This is a genomic window from Egbenema bharatensis FJBBOT/2019 (assembly GCF_048077055.1).
In the GTDB taxonomy this organism is placed as follows: domain Bacteria; phylum Cyanobacteriota; class Cyanobacteriia; order Elainellales; family Elainellaceae; genus Egbenema; species Egbenema bharatensis.
Genome location: NZ_CP182236.1, coordinates 6,031,595 through 6,049,813, shown reverse-complemented (window position 1 = coordinate 6,049,813; position 18,219 = coordinate 6,031,595). Strand labels below are relative to the sequence as shown.

14 protein-coding genes are annotated in these 18,219 nt (G+C 50.7%); 6 read left to right on the top strand and 8 right to left on the bottom strand.

Annotated elements, in window-relative coordinates; all coding sequences use genetic code 11:
• Positions 1-132 precede the first annotated feature (132 nt).
• The 8 genes from ACM1PF_RS28200 to ACM1PF_RS28165 form a co-directional block, all read right to left on the bottom strand.
• Entirely contained in the window at positions 133-609 is a 477-nt protein-coding gene (locus ACM1PF_RS28200) for a CRR6 family NdhI maturation factor (protein WP_416669468.1), read from the bottom strand.
• Between the two features lie 52 nt (positions 610-661).
• Positions 662-1,474: a phosphonate ABC transporter, permease protein PhnE gene (phnE, locus tag ACM1PF_RS28195; protein ID WP_416669466.1), complete on the bottom strand. Its 813-nt coding sequence runs from the start codon at positions 1,472-1,474 to the stop codon at positions 662-664.
• The gene (gene phnE / locus ACM1PF_RS28190) at positions 1,474-2,292 is read right to left on the bottom strand and encodes a phosphonate ABC transporter, permease protein PhnE (RefSeq protein WP_416669464.1); all 819 of its coding nucleotides are present in this window, start codon (positions 2,290-2,292) and stop codon (positions 1,474-1,476) included. The genes phnE (ACM1PF_RS28195) and phnE (ACM1PF_RS28190) overlap by 1 nt, the downstream gene beginning before the upstream one ends.
• Positions 2,289-3,113, bottom strand: a complete 825-nt coding sequence (gene phnC, locus ACM1PF_RS28185) for a phosphonate ABC transporter ATP-binding protein (protein WP_416669462.1) — start codon at positions 3,111-3,113, stop codon at positions 2,289-2,291. The genes phnE (ACM1PF_RS28190) and phnC overlap by 4 nt, the downstream gene beginning before the upstream one ends.
• A gap of 177 nt (positions 3,114-3,290) precedes the next feature.
• Positions 3,291-4,277: a phosphate/phosphite/phosphonate ABC transporter substrate-binding protein gene (gene phnD / locus ACM1PF_RS28180; protein WP_416669460.1), complete on the bottom strand. Its 987-nt coding sequence runs from the start codon at positions 4,275-4,277 to the stop codon at positions 3,291-3,293.
• Positions 4,278-4,557: 280 nt separating this feature from the next.
• Positions 4,558-5,175 (bottom strand): helix-turn-helix domain-containing protein, encoded by a 618-nt coding sequence (locus ACM1PF_RS28175; RefSeq protein WP_416669458.1) that lies wholly within the window; start codon positions 5,173-5,175, stop codon positions 4,558-4,560.
• A 307-nt stretch (positions 5,176-5,482) separates the two neighbouring features.
• Positions 5,483-6,631 carry an acyl-CoA dehydrogenase family protein gene (locus tag ACM1PF_RS28170; RefSeq protein ID WP_416669456.1) on the bottom strand — a complete coding sequence of 383 codons (1,149 nt, stop codon included), beginning with the start codon at positions 6,629-6,631 and terminating at the stop codon, positions 5,483-5,485.
• 270 nt (positions 6,632-6,901) lie between these two features.
• On the bottom strand, positions 6,902-8,290 hold the full coding sequence (locus tag ACM1PF_RS28165; protein WP_416669454.1) for a calcium-binding protein: 1,389 nt from the start codon (positions 8,288-8,290) through the stop codon (positions 6,902-6,904).
• A 725-nt stretch (positions 8,291-9,015) separates the two neighbouring features.
• On the opposite strand from ACM1PF_RS28165, the gene ACM1PF_RS28160 reads away from it, so the two are divergent.
• The 6 genes from ACM1PF_RS28160 to ACM1PF_RS28135 all read left to right on the top strand — a co-directional run bounded on the left by ACM1PF_RS28160 (position 9,016) and on the right by ACM1PF_RS28135 (position 18,215).
• A complete protein-coding gene (locus tag ACM1PF_RS28160; RefSeq protein ID WP_416669452.1) occupies positions 9,016-12,582 on the top strand; it encodes a WD40 domain-containing protein in 3,567 nt (1,188 codons plus the stop codon).
• A 146-nt stretch (positions 12,583-12,728) separates the two neighbouring features.
• Entirely contained in the window at positions 12,729-13,967 is a 1,239-nt protein-coding gene (locus tag ACM1PF_RS28155) for an FAD-dependent oxidoreductase (protein WP_416669450.1), read from the top strand.
• Between the two features lie 27 nt (positions 13,968-13,994).
• A complete protein-coding gene (locus ACM1PF_RS28150) occupies positions 13,995-14,306 on the top strand; it encodes an antibiotic biosynthesis monooxygenase family protein (RefSeq protein WP_416669448.1) in 312 nt (103 codons plus the stop codon).
• Positions 14,303-14,563 (top strand): sarcosine oxidase subunit delta, encoded by a 261-nt coding sequence (locus tag ACM1PF_RS28145; protein WP_416669446.1) that lies wholly within the window; start codon positions 14,303-14,305, stop codon positions 14,561-14,563. The genes ACM1PF_RS28150 and ACM1PF_RS28145 overlap by 4 nt, the downstream gene beginning before the upstream one ends.
• A complete protein-coding gene (locus ACM1PF_RS28140) occupies positions 14,560-17,541 on the top strand; it encodes a 2Fe-2S iron-sulfur cluster-binding protein (protein WP_416669444.1) in 2,982 nt (993 codons plus the stop codon). Before ACM1PF_RS28145 ends, ACM1PF_RS28140 begins: the two co-directional genes overlap by 4 nt.
• Complete coding sequence (locus ACM1PF_RS28135; RefSeq protein ID WP_416669443.1) at positions 17,538-18,215, top strand: methylglutamate dehydrogenase; 678 nt, start codon at positions 17,538-17,540, stop codon at positions 18,213-18,215. Before ACM1PF_RS28140 ends, ACM1PF_RS28135 begins: the two co-directional genes overlap by 4 nt.
• The last annotated feature ends 4 nt before the right edge of the window (positions 18,216-18,219 follow it).

Here is an 18,219-nt window from a genome sequence, read left to right as displayed (position 1 = left end):
ATCAATCGGAACGTCAATTAGATTGTTAATCGGATCATCAATTAGATTCAGATCAGATAGATCAGATCAGATAAATCAGGTCGGTTGCCTGGAGTGCAAAGGCAAAATTCTTGCCAGTCGGTTTATTGCCTCTCATCCCTCCAGCAGTTCAAACAACCCATCTTCCAGGTCGTAGCCCAGCATCTTCAGCATAAACTTAATCTTGGTGCGTCCAGCGATTCCCTGCTCCTGCATCCAATCCGTTAACACGAACACCTTTCCCATTACAAAAATCTCCAGAGCCTCCGGGTTGTACTGAATCCCTTCTGGGCTGAACTGATGGGGAACCAGCATAGCGGTATAACGGGCGAGTTCCCCCGATTCCCAGTTCAACAAAATCGGCATCCAGGGATAGCGGGCATCCAGGCGAACAAACCACAGCCGGATTTCGGGAATTTCAGATAGCTCCCTCGGATCGAGCGGATCTCGATCGAAGTGAATCTCAAACTGAAGTTCCTGCTCGTGGGATGCGATCGAACCTTCCTCCTGCCATTTCTGCAAAACGGATTCGATCGGTGAAAGATCGAGGCTATAGAGGGTATCTGAATCGAGGGTGATTGTGGTTGCCATGCCAGCCTTGTGCTGCTCGTCAACTCCCGATTATATAGCAGCCCTCCCGTTCTTAAATCATTAACTCTCGCATCTTGGCGGATATCCACTCGCTAATGAATACAGTGATAAAAATCACAATCAAGATCAGGCTTACCTGTCCCCAGCGCAGGGTGTTGATCGAAGCATCCAACTGAATACCAATTCCCCCCGCGCCTACCAAGCCGACGATCGTGGATTCTCGCAGGTTAATATCCCAGCGGTAAATGGTGACTCCTGCAATAGTCGGCACCACCTGGGGCATGATGCCATAGCTCAACACCTGGGAACCACTGGCTCCGGTGGCAGTGACCGCTTCCACGGGTTCTGGATCAATTTCTTCAATCCCTTCATAAAAGAGCTTGGCTGTGAACCCAATCGATCGCAGGGCAATGGACAGAATTCCCGCCAGCACGCCTGGCCCCAGGATCACGACCAGCAGTAAGGCCCAAATCAGGGAGTTAACTGAACGGGAGGCGACAATGACCAGCAGGGCAATTTGCCGGACGATGGGGTGAGGAGTCGTATTACGGGCAGCGAGAAAGGCAACAGGAACGGCAATGAAAAAAGCAATCAGGGAACCCAGGGTGGCAATGGTCAGGGTATCCCAAAGTGGCCCCCACAACTGCTCCATGTATTCCCATCGAGGTGGAATACCACGAGCAATCATGTTGGCTGCCTGACGGGGAGCATCCTGGACAAAGGCCCAGTTGGTGCGATCGGCGATCCTTTGCCAGCAGTACAGTACGACCAGGGTTCCAGCCATCCAACCCAACCAGTTCAGCCATTCTGATTTGCGATCGCGCCACTGCCAGGTTTTCGTTCCATTCTTGAGCACGACGGGCATTACTGTAACCTCCGACGAATCCAGCTTGAAGTTAGTTCGGTGACCATAACCAAAGCAATGATGACCAGGATAATGGCAGAGGAGAGTTCGTAGTCGTAGCGTTGTAGGGAGGTGTTTAACGTGGAACCAATTCCACCCGCTCCCACAATGCCAATGACAGAGGCTTCGCGTAAATTAATATCAAACCGATAGAGTGACAGTCCCACTATCCGAGGCAGCACCTGGGGAAAGACACCAAAAGCGATCGTTTGTAGCCAGGAAGCTCCGGTAGAACGAATGGCATCGACCTGACTGGCATCAACTTCTTCAATATCTTCTGCTAATAGCTTTGAAAAAAATCCCAGACTGCCAAATGCCAGGGTTAACACACCTGCCAGGGGCCCAAAACCAACCATCACCACGAACAAAATAGCGATAATCACTTCCTGAAAGGTGCGGGACAGGGCGACCAATAAACGGCAGAACAAATAGACAGGAACCGAAACCATATTCCGAGCAGCCCCTAATCCAACAGGAATTGACACCAACACACCGATCGCCGTTGCCACCACCGTCATCCACAAACTTTCCATGACCCCTGTGACAATATCATTGCCTCGCGTGAAAAAGTCAGGGCGGAGAAACGCTTGAAACAGCAAGCTACCTCGTTCCAGTCCCCGTGCAATTCGAGCTGGGTCGATATTGACTGAGGAAATTGCCAGGATGAGATAGATGATGCTACCCAGTAACAATCCGCGGCGAATCCAGGGGTTTTTAATTAAGGGCGGTGGCGACCAGGATCGTCCAGCCGATCGCCCAACTGTTGCGGCTTTGGTCATCGTTGTACCTCCTGCACCATAGCTTCGTAAGCAGGGGACTTCGTTGGTTCTGGCTCCTGATCGTCTTCTGATGTGACTGCCCAATCTTCTTCGCCATAGATGTTCGTCAAGACATCTGAAGTGAGTGAATCAGGAGAACCATCATAAACAATTTCACCCGATTGCAATCCAACAATTCGTTGAGCAAACATCTGCGCCAGGAGTACATCGTGAATATTCACAATTACGGAAAGTTGACGTTCCTGAGCGAGTTCGCAGATTAATCGCATAATCTGGCGTGAGGTTTTCGGGTCGAGGCTGGCAGTCGGTTCGTCTACCAGCAAGAGATCAGGGTTTTGTAATAGAGCGCGAGCAATGCCAACCCGCTGTCGTTGTCCACCGGATAAAGCATCGGCTCGTTTATCTGGAAAACTTCCTAACCCCACTCGCTCTAGCAATCGAAACGCCTCATCGATCGTATGTTGGGGAAACCGTCGAAACCAGCTCTGCCAGAAGTTAACATAGCCCAGTTGTCCTGACAAAACGTTTTCCATCACGGTCAACCGTTCCACCAGGGCATACTCCTGAAAAATCATGCCAATCTTCCGTCTGGCCCGCCGCAACTGAGCGGCTTTGAGTTGCGCTAGATCCTGTTTGTTCAACCAAATGTGACCACTGGTCGGCTCTACCAATCGGTTAATGCACCGAATCAACGTACTCTTTCCGGCTCCAGACGGCCCAATCAATGCCATCACCTGGCCATCGGGAACTTCCAAATTCACACCTTGTAAGGCGATGTCTCCAGTGGGGTACTTCTTCACCAATGATTCAATTCGCAGCATGGTGTTGATCTGTAATAAAGGTGTGCGATCGATCTTCTGTGAATGCTTGTAAAGAAAAAGGACTGAGGGAAGATTGCAAAATTGCCACCCGCACCCCAGTCCTGCACTTTATTACGCTTCTTTACAATGCCAACATCTCAGGGGTTTCAGGGATTAATTCAAGGTGTATTCCGTACCCTAAATTTCCTGAATGTTGCGGATGATTTCCCATCGCTCCTGGTAGGTAATCTCAATGAACTGAGATTCACCCTGCTGCCCAAACTCTTCTTCTAAACCAGTCCCTGTCCAATCAAAGGTGAAGAATGCTTCACGTACGCGCTCTGCCAGCTCAGGATCAAGATTGTGAACATGACCGTAGGCAGTTGTCGGAAAAGTCTCAGATTGATAAACTGTGCGGATCTGATCACAGTCTGCCGCGCCCCGTTCACACATCCGAGTGAGAACAGAGTTGGCGATCGATGCAGCTTCATAATCTTGGTTTTGCACGCCCAAAATGGAATTGTCGTGCGCCCCAGAGAAGGCGGCCTGAAAGTCCTCATCTGCCTTCAATCCAAATTCCCCTTCCAGGAGGGCAGAAGGAGCCAGGAAGCCGGAATTTGAAGTAGGAGAGGTGAATGCCAGTTGCCGTCCTTCCAGATCAGAAATCTCCTGAATATCGCTGTCTGTATGGGTAATGATTTCCATCTCGTAGCCAAAGCTGCCATCTTCACCTGCCATCATGGCAAAGGGAACAAAGCCAGCTAAGTTCACTGCGAAGGGAACTCCGCCTGTGTTTACCCCAGCAACATGAAGCCGTCCTGCTCGGAGTGCTTCGTACTGAGCCGCGTTAGAATCAACCGCAAAGAATTCGATATTCCTTCCCGTCACTTCAGACAAGTGCTCAACAAATTCTGCCCAAACCCCTTCATAAACAGCTGGATCTTCAACGGGTGTATAGGCAAACACCAGAGTATCGGGATTAACAAATTCAGAAGGATCTTCTGGCGGATCAGCGACTAGATCGCCATCTCGATCGCAAAACATTTGATCCATCGTGGCAGGACGAGGGCAGTCGGCTGTTCCGTTCGATGCCGTTTGTTGTCCGCCCCCCGCACAAGCTGCAACAACAGCAGCTATGCCAGCTAACGCCAAGTTTTGTAGGATATTCCGTCGTTTGAAAACCATAGCAGTGCCCTTAATATATTAAAGTCCTCGCCAAAAATCGCGGCCGTTTGACCTGAATGGCGTTTCAACGTACGTTCCGTTATTAAGGATTGCAAATCAATGTGACAAAACTATGACAAAAGGTGATGTAATCCGTCTCTAAACCCATGTACTAGCTGATGTAGCGATCGTGCTAGTTCCTATGAAGTCTTATGAAGCGCAGTAAGACATTGTGAATGAGGAAATACAGCCAAAATAGGTTGATTTCATAGTATTTAGTATCATAGCAGAAGAATCCTCACTACAGTTCAGTGGTAGTGTAGTGAATAATCGTAAGAAATCGAATCGGTAGATCAATTAATTTCTCCGGCCCGTGGGGAATATCGCCGCGAAAGGTAAGGGAATCTCCGGGTTCCAGCAGGTAGGTGTACTGTCCATGCCGGTATTCCAGCTTTCCTTCTAACATATAAATGAACTCAATCCCCGGATGTTCAAAGGTAGGAAAGATCTCTGAAGCGTCATCCATTGTAATTAAGAACGGCTCAAACAGTTTCGTGGGTCCCTGGTCGTATGCCAGCAAATGGTAGGTATGTCCTCGTTTTGTGCCGCGCCTCACCACTTCCATGCCTTCCCCACTTTTAACCAGTTGCGCCCCTCCCGCAGGCATATTGTAGTTGCGGAACAGGGTAGAGAGGGACACTCCCAAAGCATTCGCCAATTTCGCCAGGGTATCCAGACTGGTGGAAGTCTGCGCATTTTCAATTTTTGACAGCATCCCACGAGAAATCCCTGCCTGATCGGCAACTTCCGCGATCGTCAGTCCATGCTTTTGCCGCAGTTCTCGCACTGTGTTGCCGAGGTAGCGATCGAGGCTGTTGTCGGTGTCTGCTGCGGTAAGGGGTGGGGTGAATTCTGCCATGCAGTCTTTTCCTGGGAATGGGGATGGATGGACGGGCAGGATGCCCATCCCACAAGAGCGGGGAACTGGACGGGCAGGATGCCCATCCCACAAGAGCAGGGAACTGGACGGGCAAGATGCCCATCCCACAAGAGTTTAAGGGAAGATCAGTGTTCAGGGAAGGTCAGTTGCGATGGGGAGAGGTTTACTTCATAGAAGGGGCGTTGGCGATCGAGGTTTCATTATCATGACACACCTTTGTGTAGTAGTAAGAAATTTTGTTGACAAATATGAAACTTTGGGGCATTATGATTAGCGATCGAGACTTCTACAACAGAGATAAGTCCCAGCCCAAAGCTAACTGTCCTAACAACGTGCGTTGCGCGTCCTCTCGCAGAGGATGATAGCGAACACCCTGCACATCACGGAACAATTTTTCCAGACCCAATTTGCGGTAGAACGCAGTGCCCCCAGCAATATCCATTGCCAGATCTGCTACATTCAGTACCGCCTTAGCAACAAGAGTTCGACCTGACATGATTTGAGCCGTTACCTCAAAACTGGGTTGGCTAACTGTGGCAGTTGAAATCATGTGCTGAAGGGCAATCTTTGCGGCCATTAATTCGTTGTCTAAACCTCCTATCTTGTAGCAGAGCAGTTCATCTGCCTCACGTTTGAGTGCCAGCTGAACCACTCGATCGCGGGCAGCTTCTGCAACTCCCACATACACGGAATAAATCAACGGAATTGCCACCATCGAGATCAGGTGAAAGATAAAATGCCATTTTCCCTGTTCTCGTCGTAACGCAACTGCTGCATCTGGAACAAACACATCCGACAACATCACGTCATGGGAGCCAGTTCCCCGCATTCCCATTGCTTGCCAGGTTGACTCGATCGCCACCCCTTGAGCCGACATGGGAACTGCAAAATGTAAGACAGTAGTTCCCTTGTCCGGATCATCATAAACTGCACTGGTCATCAACAAGTCTGCGATCGGGGCACCACTGGCAAATACTTTGCGAGCATTAATCAGAAATCCCCCGTCTACTTTGGTCGCTGTACCAGCACTCTGCAACCAATCTGAACCGCCACTGCTGAGTAGGATCAGTTGTTCTGCGGCTATTCGTCTGAGTAATCCATCCACCGGAGCTTTCTGATGGTACCAACGCCAGGCGGGGATCATCACCTGATGAGTATGCATTGAAAATGCCAGTGCTGTTGAGCTGGAATGGTATCCCAGGAGGCGTAGTATGGCGCAGAGATCGGCATAGCTAACTCCACTACCCCCCAGTTCTGCTGGAACACCGGCTGTCACGAACCCAGCTGCTTTTAACCGAGCAATGTTATCCGCAACAAATAAATCACTCTCATCCGCTTCAACTTCTCTTTCAGCAAATTGTTTTCCCAAAGATTCTGCCAGAGATAAATAATCAATTCCTGTTTCATGGATAGTTTCAGTCTGTAGCGTTGTCATTGAATTGTCTCCTTTCAATCTTTAATGACTTCATAATGATTTCCGAATCAGGTATTATCAGTTTAATCCCTGAATTTTTTGTGGGGTGGGCATCTTGCCTGCCCGGACAAAGAAGCAGAATGAAGAAATCTGCTGTAAGGGCGCACAGCAGTGCGCCCCAACCTGCGCCCCAACCTGCGCCCCGACCGGGTATTGCGCTCCAACAGGGTACGCTATTTCCCCCTCCTAAGAACAATTCACCTGATGAACTTAGATAAACTCAATACGTCCTCATACCAGAACCACATCGCTATGAACCGAGAACCCGGCAGGCTTATTCTCGATCGTCGCTAACTGAGTTGTACCAAATAACAGGGCACCCGTCGTGCTGTTGTAGCTGAATTGGTTTAGAGAAGTTGCACCAAAACTTGATTTGACAATTTCAATCTTGTCACCTTCAGTGCGGTTAAAGTCTTTGATGATGTCAATGCCTTCCGTTTTGAGGTTGAACCTGAATTTGTCCGCGCTTAAACCACCATAAAGGGTGTCTCTGCCATTCCCGCCAATCAAAAGATCTTGGCCATTCCCACCAATCAAAAGATCATCACCATTGCCCCCGGTCAGCGTGTCATTGTAGTTGCCTCCCGTCAGCGTATCGTTGCCATCACCGCCATAGAGTAACGACCAGACATTGGCATCGGCAGCGAGATTGTTATTGTTCGCATCTCCGGTGTAAACGTTGTAGAATCCTCCATCACCGAAGTAGATCCGTTCAATTCCATACAGGAGATCAGTGCCTTCCTTACCCGTGATTTGGACTGCTCCATTACTGGTAAAACTGGCATTATATTCGGTGTAGAACCCAGAGTAAGTGGCAATGTCATAGCCCAAGTGACCGTCAAGATAGTCGTTGCCAGCACCGCCAACTAGAGTATCATTGCCATCAGAAGCAAACAGGTAGTCATCCTCTCCGTTGCCATAGAGCCTATCATTGCCAGAGCCGCCGTAGATCGTGTCATTTCCAGCGTCGCCATAGGCAATGTCGTTTCCAGGGCCAGCTTCAAGCCGATCGTTGCCTTCACCGCCACTTAAGTAGTCATAAGCTTCATCACCACCTGCAATCAGGGTATCGTTCCCTAAGCTGCCATAGAGGGTATCAGAACCCCCTTGACCATGAAGCAGGTCATGACCATCACCGCCATCCAGGTAATCATTGCCCAACCAAGCATACAGCTTATCGTTGCCATTCTCGCCATACATCCGATCGTCGCCAACGTCGCCATCTAGAAAATCATTGCCGCCACCGCCATAGAGAGTGTCGTTGCCATCGTTACCGTAGAGGTAGTCGTCGGAGTCGTCGAACCCACCTGCAAGTCTGTCATGCCCTCCTCCTCCATAGAGATAATCTGTACCAAAGCCACCATCTAAAGCATCGTTATCTGCTTCGCCGCTGAGGGTATCATTACCGTCACCGCCCAGAAGCGTATCATTACCGAAGTATCCTGCTATGTAATCATTTCCTGCCTCACCAGCGAGGAAATCGTGACCCGCCTCACCGTAGAGATTGTCGTTACCATTCCCGCCATATAGGACATCATTCCCCTCCCTGCCAAACATATGATCAGCATCAGGGCTTCCTGTGAGTGTATCATTTCCCTTGGAACCGTAATAGTTCGCCATTTTCGTTCATCCTTATGTCTTGAAGTTTGTTTTGTTTTTTGCAGAGTGATGCTTAGATGTAAGGTGCTGCGATCGATTAAGGGGTATGCGGAAAAGTACCATCCCGGGTAGGGGCACACTGCTGTGTGCCCTTACGCAACGATTGGGATGACATTTTATTGCGATCCCTAATCCGATCGCACCTGATTAACGTCGATAAAACTGAATGCAGTAAGGATACAAATAAGGATAAAAATAGCGACAAAAAATACCACGATATCTAAGCAGTCAAGAATAAAGCTCCTAATTTTATCCCGCAACTGAATGTGATTTGAACCTGTCACTGCATCTAATACACTCACTTTGACTTGACAAAGCGAAAACGTCCAGGACATTTAGTCACTTAAGCAGGTCACTTAAGTTTTGCCTTTAAAAAAGATTGAGTTTTAAGATCAAAAGCTTGATGCCACAATGCTTTCAACCTTTTTAGGAAAGAACGAATCCGGCGATCGGTCACTTATGCTGCAATCTGGAAAAGGTGTATTGGCAGTTGTAGTCTTTACCTAATTTGTGTCTTTCGAGATGAAATAGAAGCCGATAAGTTTGGCTTATCTCACGCCTCTATTGCCCACAACATTGATAAATTGAGATTAACTGGCTCGATCGCTACGGATGTTCCGGTTGCATGGGTGATGTGTAATGGAGTCAGGCATCCGCAGCATAAATTCACTTCACGATCGTTAACAATGACTAAACCTGTTCCAAAACGCAAGCGTCGGGGCGTGGTGCTGTCGCCTCTAGGTTTGCAGCGGCTTCAGGAAGCTCAGGAGCAGGCTGCTATTACTGCCAATCGGGGGTATGCCTACACCTTAGAACAATTGAGTGAGTTAACCGGGTTAAGCGTTCGTTCCATTACGCGGCTGCAAAGTTGCAAAATTGCCGTCGATCGCCAAACCCTGGAGGAATTCTTTTGCGCTTTTAACCTGACCTTGACTGAGCAAGATTATCTTCAGCCAGAGGGAATCCCATTCGAGCAACCATTGCCGGTGAATTCGATCGTCCAGGATTGGGGAGAGGCACCCGATGTTTCAACGTTTTATGGACGCAGTGCAGAACTTGCTACCCTTGCCGACTGGATTCTGCAAGACAATTGCCGCCTGATTGGGATAATCGGAATCGGTGGTGTTGGCAAAACGGCTCTCTCCGTCAAGCTGGCAGAGCAGATTCAAGACCAATTTACCTATGTGATTTGGCGATCGCTCCGCAATGCCCCACCTCTGGAAACGCTGCTGGCAGAACTGGTTCCCTTCCTTTCAGGACAGCAGCAAACCCAGGCAGACCTCAGCACATTCCTTCAGTGTTTACGAAATCATCGCTGTCTGGTGGTTCTCGACAATGCAGAAACGCTGTTGGAAACCGGGGAGCGGTCTGGACAGTATCGCCCCGGTTATGAAGCCTATGCAGAATTGCTGCGTGTGGTGGCAGAAACCCGCCATCAAGGCTGTTTAATCGTCACGACACGAGAACAATGTGCTCAGGCGGCTCAACTAGAAGGGAATCCCGCCGTACGGGATTTGTTTCTGAAGGGTTCTCCAGAAGCATCTTGCACACTGCTGAAAGCAGTTGGATTAACCGGGTCAGAAGCGCAAAAACAGACGTTGTGCGAACGGTATCACTACAATCCTCTAGCATTAAAAATTGTTGCAACGACGATTCGTGACTTATTTGGTGGCGACATTGCCCTATTTTTAGAACAAAATGTGACGCTGTTTGGTGACGTTTTCGACCTAATTGAACAACACTACAATCGTCTGTCGCTCCTGGAAAAACAGATTATGCTCTGGCTGGCGATCGACCGAGAATGGGTTTCCTTTGCCCAACTCCAGGCAGATTTGTATGGCAGCGTCTCTCCGATCCAATTGATGAACGCACTCCAACGGTTGCAGGGGCGATCGTTGATGGAAGCCAATGCAGGTCAATTTACCTTGCAACCCGTCGTGATGGAATATGTCACCGAAACGCTAATCGATCGCATTTGTGACGAAATTGCCGATCGTTCATCCCCCGTTCCCTTACCCCCTGAGTTCCTCCTGCAAACCCATGCTCTGATTAAAGCGCAGGACAAAGACTACGTTCGAGACAGCCAGATCCGCGTGATTTTGATGCCGTTGATCAACCGCTTGCAGCATCGCTTAGGCTCTCAAAAAGAGATTGAATATCAACTGAAGCAAATTGTCTATCGGTTGCAGACTGAGTTCCCCCATCAGGCGGGTTATGCAGGCGGTAACATCATCAATCTACTGCGCCACCTCCAGGTTGACCTGCGCGGCTCCGACTTCTCATACCTCAGCCTCTGGCAAGCCGATCTCCAGGATATTAACCTCCGTCAGGTTAATTTTGCCCATGCTGACCTCTCCAAAGCCCGCTTCACCCAAACGTTTGGCTTTATTCACTCGATCGCCTTCAGCCCAGATGGTCAGCTTTTAGCCACCGGAGGAGACGACAATCTTGTGCATCTGTGGCAAATTGCCGATGGTCAGCCGAAACTGTCCTTGCGGGGACACACCAGCCGAGTTTGGGCGGTTGCCTGGAGTCCCGATGGTCACATGCTGGCGAGCGGCAGTGAAGACCAATGGGGGGTGAGGCTTTGGGATGCGAAGACGGGTAATTGTCTGGCAGTCTTGCAGGGCGATCGCAGTAATCCATCCAAGTCGGTGGCTTGGCATCCCGATGGGCATATTCTCGCCAGTTGTGGAGATAGCAACCAGATCTGGCTGTGGGATGTGCGCAGCAAAGAGTGCCTGAAAACCTTGCAGGGGCATAGCAATTGGGCGGTTGCGGTTGCCTGGAGTCCGGATGGAAACCTCCTTGCCAGCGGATCTCAAGATCACACCATTCGGCTCTGGGATCTCCACACCGGAAAATGCCTGAAAACCCTATCAGGACATCGCAATATCGTTTGGTCGGTTGCCTGGAGTCCCGACGGAAAAAAGCTAGCAAGCGGCAGTGAAGACCAAACCATCAAAATCTGGGATGTGGCGATCGGTCAATGTCTCAAAACGCTACAAGAGCATCGTTCAGTGCTGGTGGTGGATTGGCATCTGAATGGCACACTGCTCGCCAGCGGGAATGCAGACCAAACCATCAGAATTTGGGACACCTATACAGGACAGTGCCTCAAAATTTTGCAGGGACACACAAACGCAATTTGGGCAATGGCGTGGAGTCCAGACGGACAGACCCTTGCCAGTGGTTGTGATCAAACGGTGCGGTTGTGGGATGTCCAGCAGGGGCAGGGGGTGAAAACCTTGCAGGGGTATAGCAATTCTGTCTTTACAATTGGCTGGAAGCCGGATGGACGAATCCTTGCCAGTAGTAGTGGCGATCGACGGGTGCGGTTGTGGGATGTTCAGCAGGGGCAGTGTGTGAAAAGCCTGACAGGATGCCATCGCTTTTGGGGGTTAGCCTGGAGTCCTAATGGCAAAACTCTTGCTATTGCTTCTTTTGATGCAATGGTGCGGCTCTGCGATCCGGACACAGAGCAATGCCTGAAAACGCTGGCAGGGCATCATGCCTGGGTTTGGGCGGTTGCCTGGAGTCCCGACGGACAAATCCTTGCCAGTGCATCAAATGACAAAACGGTGCGGCTGTGGGATGCCAGCACGGGAGACTGTCTAAAAATTTTGCAGGGACACAGCAGCCATATCTGGGCTGTGGCTTGGCATCCAGATGGTAAAACCGTTGCCAGTGGGTCTGATGATCAAACCATTCGCCTGTGGGATGCCAGAACAGGGGATTGTTTGCACGTCTTGACGGGACATACTGCCTGGGTGAAGTCTGTCGCCTGGAGTCCGGATGGCAAAACCCTTGCTAGCGGTTGCGATGACCAAACCGTTCGGCTATGGAATGCCAGTACAGGAGAATGTCTGAACATCTTGCAGGGACACGGCGATATGGTGAGAACGGTGGCGTGGTGTCCGGATGGGCAAATCCTCGCTAGCGGGTCTGAAGACCGAACCATTCGGCTGTGGCAGGCAGATACAGGAGAATGTTTGAACATTCTGAAAGGTCATATAAGCCAGGTGGGTTCAGTGGCGTGGTGTCCAGTGGGAGAGGCAGATCACTCCGATCGCATTCTGGCAAGCAGCAGTGCGGATGCAACTATTAAGCTTTGGGATGCCAGCACTGGAGAATGCTTGAAAACCCTGAGAGCCGATCGTCCCTACGAGGGGATGAACATTGCGGGAGTCACAGGTTTAACTGACGCGCAAAAGGCAACATTGCAGGCATTGGGGGCAATAGAACCTGATTAGAATTCCTTTGTTGTGAGGGCGATCGAAGTTTCCTAATCATGACATACCTTTGTGTAGTGAGAGGAAATTTTGTTGACAACCATGAAACTTTGGGGCACTATAATTAGCAATTCGCACATTTCAAATGATCTCCTGTCGGGGAATGTATGCCGCTTCGATTACTCAAGTTTGCCCGATCGAATTACCCTGAACCCCGGATGTTTCGGCAACCCGATCGCCTCCAGTCCTCCTACGATGCGGTGATCATTGGAGGGGGTGGGCACGGGTTGGCGGCAGCGTATTATCTGGCGCGAGATTATGGCATGACGAAGGTGGCGGTGCTGGAGAAGGGTTATATCGGCGGAGGAAATACGGGACGAAATACGACGATTATTCGCTCTAACTATCTCACGCCAGAAGGGGTGAAGTTTTATGATGAATCGGTGCGGCTGTGGCAGGATTTGTCCCAGGATTTTGATCTGAATCTGTTTTATTCCACCAGAGGACATTTTACGTTAGCCCATACCGATGCGGCAGTACGAACCATGCGCTGGCGATCGGAGGTGAATAAGCATTTTGGGATTAAGAGTGAGTTGGTGAGTCCAGAGAAAATTCAGCAAGCCTGTCCCCATTTAGATCTGGACTGTGGGGGGCATGCTCCAGTCCTGGGTGCGCTCTACCATGCGCCTGGAAGTATTGCCCGCCATGATGCGGTGGCATGGGGTTATGGACGAGGGGCAGATCAGCGAGGGGTAGAGATTCACCAGCAAACAGAAGTATTAAATATCACGGTAAAGGACGATCGCATTACTGGAGTGTGGACGAATCGAGGCGAAATTTCCACCTCAAAAGTACTCTGTGCCGTGGCTGGATTTACACCCCGTTTGTTACAAATGGTGGGATTGCGATCGCCCCTCTACATTCATCCCCTTCAGGCCCTCGTCAGCGAACCGATGAAGCCCTGGCTTGATCCAATTATCGTTTCTGGGAGTTTACATGTTTATGTCAGCCAGACGGCACGGGGAGAACTGGTGATGGGAGCATCCCTTGATCCCTACGAATTACATTCGACGCGATCGACTTTTGATTTTGCAGAAGGATTGGCAGCGCGAATGCTGGATCTCTTCCCCTTTTTATCCCATGTCAACATTGTGCGGCAGTGGGCAGGAATGGCAGATATGACTCCCGACTTTGCGCCGATCATGGGTAAAACACCGATCGCCGGATTTTATTTAGATGCGGGGTGGGGCACCTGGGGATTCAAAGCAACCCCGGTTTGTGGAAAGACGATGGCGTATACAGTAGCGAATGACCAGAATCATGAACTGATTCAAGATTTTTCTCTCGATCGATTTACTAATTATGAATTAGTAGGTGAAAAAGGAGCGGCTTCGGTTGGGCATTAATTTGAGTATGCAGAAGGATAACAGAAGATGATTCTTGAAGCCGCAATATTGCACATAAAGCAGGGACAAGAGCAGGCGTTTGAACAGGCCTTTCGGCAAGCCTCACCGCTGATTGCCTCCATAGACGGTTACATTTCCCATGCGTTGCATTCCTGCATTGAGGAACCCGGAAAATATTTGCTTTTGGTTCAGTGGCGATCGCTGGAGGATCACACCGTTGGCTTCCGACAATCCTCTGTTTACCAGGAGTGGAAGCAGCTTCTCCATCACTTCTATGAACCGTTTCCAACGGTAGAACACTTTAATACTGCCCTGCAATATTCCAAGAATGAGCCATGAAATTGATGACCTGTCCGATTAACGGAGCCAGACCAGTATCAGAGTTTCTCTACGGGGGTGAAGTGCGTCCCATGCCTGATCCCACTACGACAGACGATCGCACCTGGGCAGAATACGTTTTTTACCGCAGCGGCATTCCCGACATCAAAACCGAATGGTGGTGTCATACGCCCAGCAACACCTGGTTTCTGGCGGAACGGAATACATTGACCGATGAAATTATCCGAACTTATCTGTACGGGGAGGAGGTCGCATGACCGATCGCTTACCTCCCATTTCTGGCGAATGGATCGATCGCAGCCAGATGATTTCCTTTACCTTTGAGGGCACGCGCTACCGGGGCTATGCCGGAGACACGATCGCCTCAGCACTGTGGGCATCTGGACAGCGGGTATTGGGACGCAGTTTTAAGTACCACCGTCCACGGGGAATTTTCTCTCTGGCAAATCATGATGTCCATGCCTTGATGCAGTCAGGGCAGCGACTCAACGTGCGGGCAGATGTCACCCCGATCGAGCCGGAACTGTCCCTCTCGGCGGTCAATACCTTCGGGGGAGTGATAGGCGATCGGGCGAAGGTGCTGGATGTCTTTTCGCCCTTTCTGCCAGTTGGTTTCTACTACAAAGCGTTTCATCATAAACGGCTCTTTCCCTTCTGGGAACGCCTGATTCGGCAGATGACCGGACTCGGAGCGGTCGATGTCACCACGCCTCATCTCCGTACCGCCAAACGCTACGATTTTTGTGATGTGCTGGTGGTTGGGGCGGGGGTGTCGGGACTGGCGGCAGCCCTGGCAGCGGCGGAAGCTGGGGCAGATGTGGTAATTGTCGATGAAAATGCCCAGGCAGGCGGTTCAGAGAGCTATCAACGGGGAGGCGATCGAGGTGACGTTGAGCCAACAACTCGCTTAATTGCAGCAGTCACAAATCATCCCTCCATTCGCCTGTACACGGGAACCCAGGCAGCCGGATACTATGCTGATCAGTGGGTGCCATTGGTGCATCGAGATTACATCTCCAAAATGCGATCGAAAGCGGTGATTGTTGCCAGTGGGGTCTATGAACAGCCTGCGGTATTTCGCAATAATGATTTACCGGGGGTGATGCTGGCTTCTGCGGCGCAGCGATTAATTTACCGTTATGCGGTGAAGCCGATGCGAGAGGCGGTTGTATTCACAGCAAATTTAGATGGATACCGGGCAGCACTGGATTTAACGGCGAATGGGATTACGGTAAAGGCGATCGTCGATTTGCGTTCTGATTTGCCTGACGGTAAAATCATAGACTCGATACGATCGCATGGTATTCCAGTTTACTTAGGACATTGTATTTATGAAGCCAAATCCCATGCTGCAACTGATGGTGTTTCCAGTGCCGTAATTTGTCCGATCGATTCTCATGGAGTTCCTCAACTGGAAGCGAAACAGGCGATCGGTTGTGATGGAATTGTCATGAGTGTAGGTTGGGCACCGGCTGCAAATTTGCTGTATCAGGCTGGAGCGAAAATGCGGTTTGATGATGCCCTGCAGCAATTCGTTCCGGAGCAGTTGCCGGATGGGATATTTGCCTGTGGGCGGGTAAATGGGGTGTTTGATTTCGAGCAAAAAATCCAGGATGGTCAACGGGCCGGACGTGAATCGGCGTTGTTTGTGGGTTACGTAGGGGCGAAGCATTCGGCAGATTATGTTTCTGGCTTAAATCAACCTTTTGATCCGAATGCTTCGCCCCTACCGGGGTGGAACGATCGCCCCTCACCATCCCCTCCCTGGGCGATCGTGCCCCATCCCAAGGGTAAAAATTTCGTTGATTTTGATGAGGATCTTCAGCTCAAGGATTTTTACAATGCTGCTCAGGAAGGGTTTGATAATATTGAACTGCTGAAACGCTATACGACCGTGGGAATGAGTCCCAGCCAGGGCAAGCATTCCAACATGAACGCCCTACGGATTCTGGCGCGAATTACCAATCAAACCCCTGGTGAAGTGGGAACCACCACAGCCCGTCCCTTCTTTCATCCCGTCCCGATGTCTCACCTGGCAGGACGTGGATTTATTCCCGAACGGTATACACCTTTACACGATCGCCATACTTCATTGAATGCAAAGTTCATGCTGGCGGGAGCCTGGCGACGACCGGAGTATTATCGACAAATCGGAAAGAATCGGGAAGAATGTATTGCCTCAGAGGTGAATGCGGTTCGTCAGCGAGTTGGATTAATTGATGTCGGCACATTGGGTAAGTTAGAACTGCGGGGGGCAGGAGCCGTTGAATTCCTGGAACGGGTCTACACCGGACGGTACAGGAAGCTAAAGGTGGGCATGACGCGCTATGCTCTGATGCTGGATGAAGCGGGTGTGGTGATAGATGATGGGGTGATCGCCCGGTTAGGAGAAAATCATTTTTACTTTACAACCACCACCTCCGGCGCGGCTGCCATTTACCGGGAACTGACTCGCCTCAACGTGATGTGGCAACTCGACTGCGGTTTAGTCAATCTCACTGGAGCGCGATCGGCTGTTAATCTGGCAGGTTCCCGTGCCCGTGAAGTGCTGTCCCAACTCACCGATCTGGATTTGTCCGGTGCCGCCTTTCCTTACCTGGCAGTGCGAGAGGCGATCGTCGCGGGCATTCCGGCTCTGTTAATGCGGGTGGGCTTTGTGGGAGAGTGGGGCTATGAAATTCATGTGGCGGCAGAATCGGCTCCGGCTCTGTGGGATGCGCTGATGGCAGCGGGACAGCCCTACGGGATTCAGCCCTTTGGCGTGGAGGCACAGCGGCTGTTGCGGTTGGAGAAAGGACATTTGATCGTGGGACAGGATACGGATGGATTGACCACGCCGATCGCCGCAGGTTTGAACTGGGCAGTGAAAATGGACAAACCGTTTTTCATCGGGCAACGCAGCTTACAGGTTTTTCAGCAAAAACTGATTAAACAGAAGCTGGTCGGCTTCATGTTAGAGCCAAATTTCCAGGGAACAGCTCCCCAGGAGTGTCATCTGGTGATCCAGGACAACGAAATCGCCGGACGAGTCACCAGTATCGCCTTCAGCCCCACCCTCGATCGCTACATTGGGTTAGCGTACCTTGACCCCAACCTGGCGACGATCGGCACTCCCTTCTCAATTCGTCTCTCCGACGGTACGCGAATTACGGCAACGGTTTGTCCCACGCCTTTCTACGATCCAGACAACCTGCGGCAACAGGAAACTGTGGTGCGATCGGAGGTGACAGTATGAAGACGGCTCTCCGGCTCAGTCCCATTCATACAGAGTTACAGGTGCTTGCGGGCAGTTGGCGTGCCATCAACAGCATGCCTGCCCTGGTGACAACACCGCAGGATCAGGACAATGCGGCTCGTTTAGGCATCACCGATCTCTCGTTTCTGACCCGCTTTGGGGTAAAGGGAGCAGGAGCCGCCGATTGGTTAGCCAGCCAGGGGATTTCAGTCAGCGATCGTCCTAACAGTTGGCGACCTCTTCCCGATGGTGGTATTGGGGCGCGGTTAGGAATCAGTGAATTTCTCGTTGAAGATTCGCTCCACAGTCAATTTGCGACCCATCTCTCAGAAGCTTGTCAAACGCCCCCCGTAAGGGTGTATCCTGTGTTGCGTCAGGACTTGGCGATCGGGCTGTGTGGTGATGCTGTAGACGATCTGTTACGGCAGACGTGCAGCGTTAACTTTCGGGCACTTTCCCTGGGCGATCGTCCCGTAGTTTTGACTTCAATGGTGGGTGTGACTGTCACCATCATTCCGGGAGAATGTAGCGGATTGCCCTGTTATCGGCTCTGGTGTGATGGTACGTTTGGCAGGTATCTCTGGCGCACCCTGCTGGCGATCGCAGTGGAATTAGGAGGTGGGGCGATCGGAGCGGAACGGTTTCTGGAGTTGGTTCAATCTGGTAGTGAATAGTGGA

What these genes read in the sequence shown, in the direction of transcription:
- ACM1PF_RS28175 (WP_416669458.1), bottom strand. Translation starts at nt 5,175, where the DNA reads ATGGCAGAATTCACCCCACCCCTTACCGCAGCAGACACCGACAACAGC.
- ACM1PF_RS28160 (WP_416669452.1), top strand. Translation starts at nt 9,016, where the DNA reads ATGACTAAACCTGTTCCAAAACGCAAGCGTCGGGGCGTGGTGCTGTCG.
- phnE (WP_416669466.1), bottom strand. Translation starts at nt 1,474, where the DNA reads ATGCCCGTCGTGCTCAAGAATGGAACGAAAACCTGGCAGTGGCGCGAT.
- ACM1PF_RS28135 (WP_416669443.1), top strand. Translation starts at nt 17,538, where the DNA reads ATGAAGACGGCTCTCCGGCTCAGTCCCATTCATACAGAGTTACAGGTG.
- ACM1PF_RS28165 (WP_416669454.1), bottom strand. Translation starts at nt 8,290, where the DNA reads ATGGCGAACTATTACGGTTCCAAGGGAAATGATACACTCACAGGAAGC.
- phnE (WP_416669464.1), bottom strand. Translation starts at nt 2,292, where the DNA reads ATGACCAAAGCCGCAACAGTTGGGCGATCGGCTGGACGATCCTGGTCG.
- phnD (WP_416669460.1), bottom strand. Translation starts at nt 4,277, where the DNA reads ATGGTTTTCAAACGACGGAATATCCTACAAAACTTGGCGTTAGCTGGC.
- ACM1PF_RS28140 (WP_416669444.1), top strand. Translation starts at nt 14,560, where the DNA reads ATGACCGATCGCTTACCTCCCATTTCTGGCGAATGGATCGATCGCAGC.
- ACM1PF_RS28155 (WP_416669450.1), top strand. Translation starts at nt 12,729, where the DNA reads ATGCCGCTTCGATTACTCAAGTTTGCCCGATCGAATTACCCTGAACCC.
- ACM1PF_RS28170 (WP_416669456.1), bottom strand. Translation starts at nt 6,631, where the DNA reads ATGACAACGCTACAGACTGAAACTATCCATGAAACAGGAATTGATTAT.
- ACM1PF_RS28145 (WP_416669446.1), top strand. Translation starts at nt 14,303, where the DNA reads ATGAAATTGATGACCTGTCCGATTAACGGAGCCAGACCAGTATCAGAG.
- ACM1PF_RS28150 (WP_416669448.1), top strand. Translation starts at nt 13,995, where the DNA reads ATGATTCTTGAAGCCGCAATATTGCACATAAAGCAGGGACAAGAGCAG.
- ACM1PF_RS28200 (WP_416669468.1), bottom strand. Translation starts at nt 609, where the DNA reads ATGGCAACCACAATCACCCTCGATTCAGATACCCTCTATAGCCTCGAT.
- phnC (WP_416669462.1), bottom strand. Translation starts at nt 3,113, where the DNA reads ATGCTGCGAATTGAATCATTGGTGAAGAAGTACCCCACTGGAGACATC.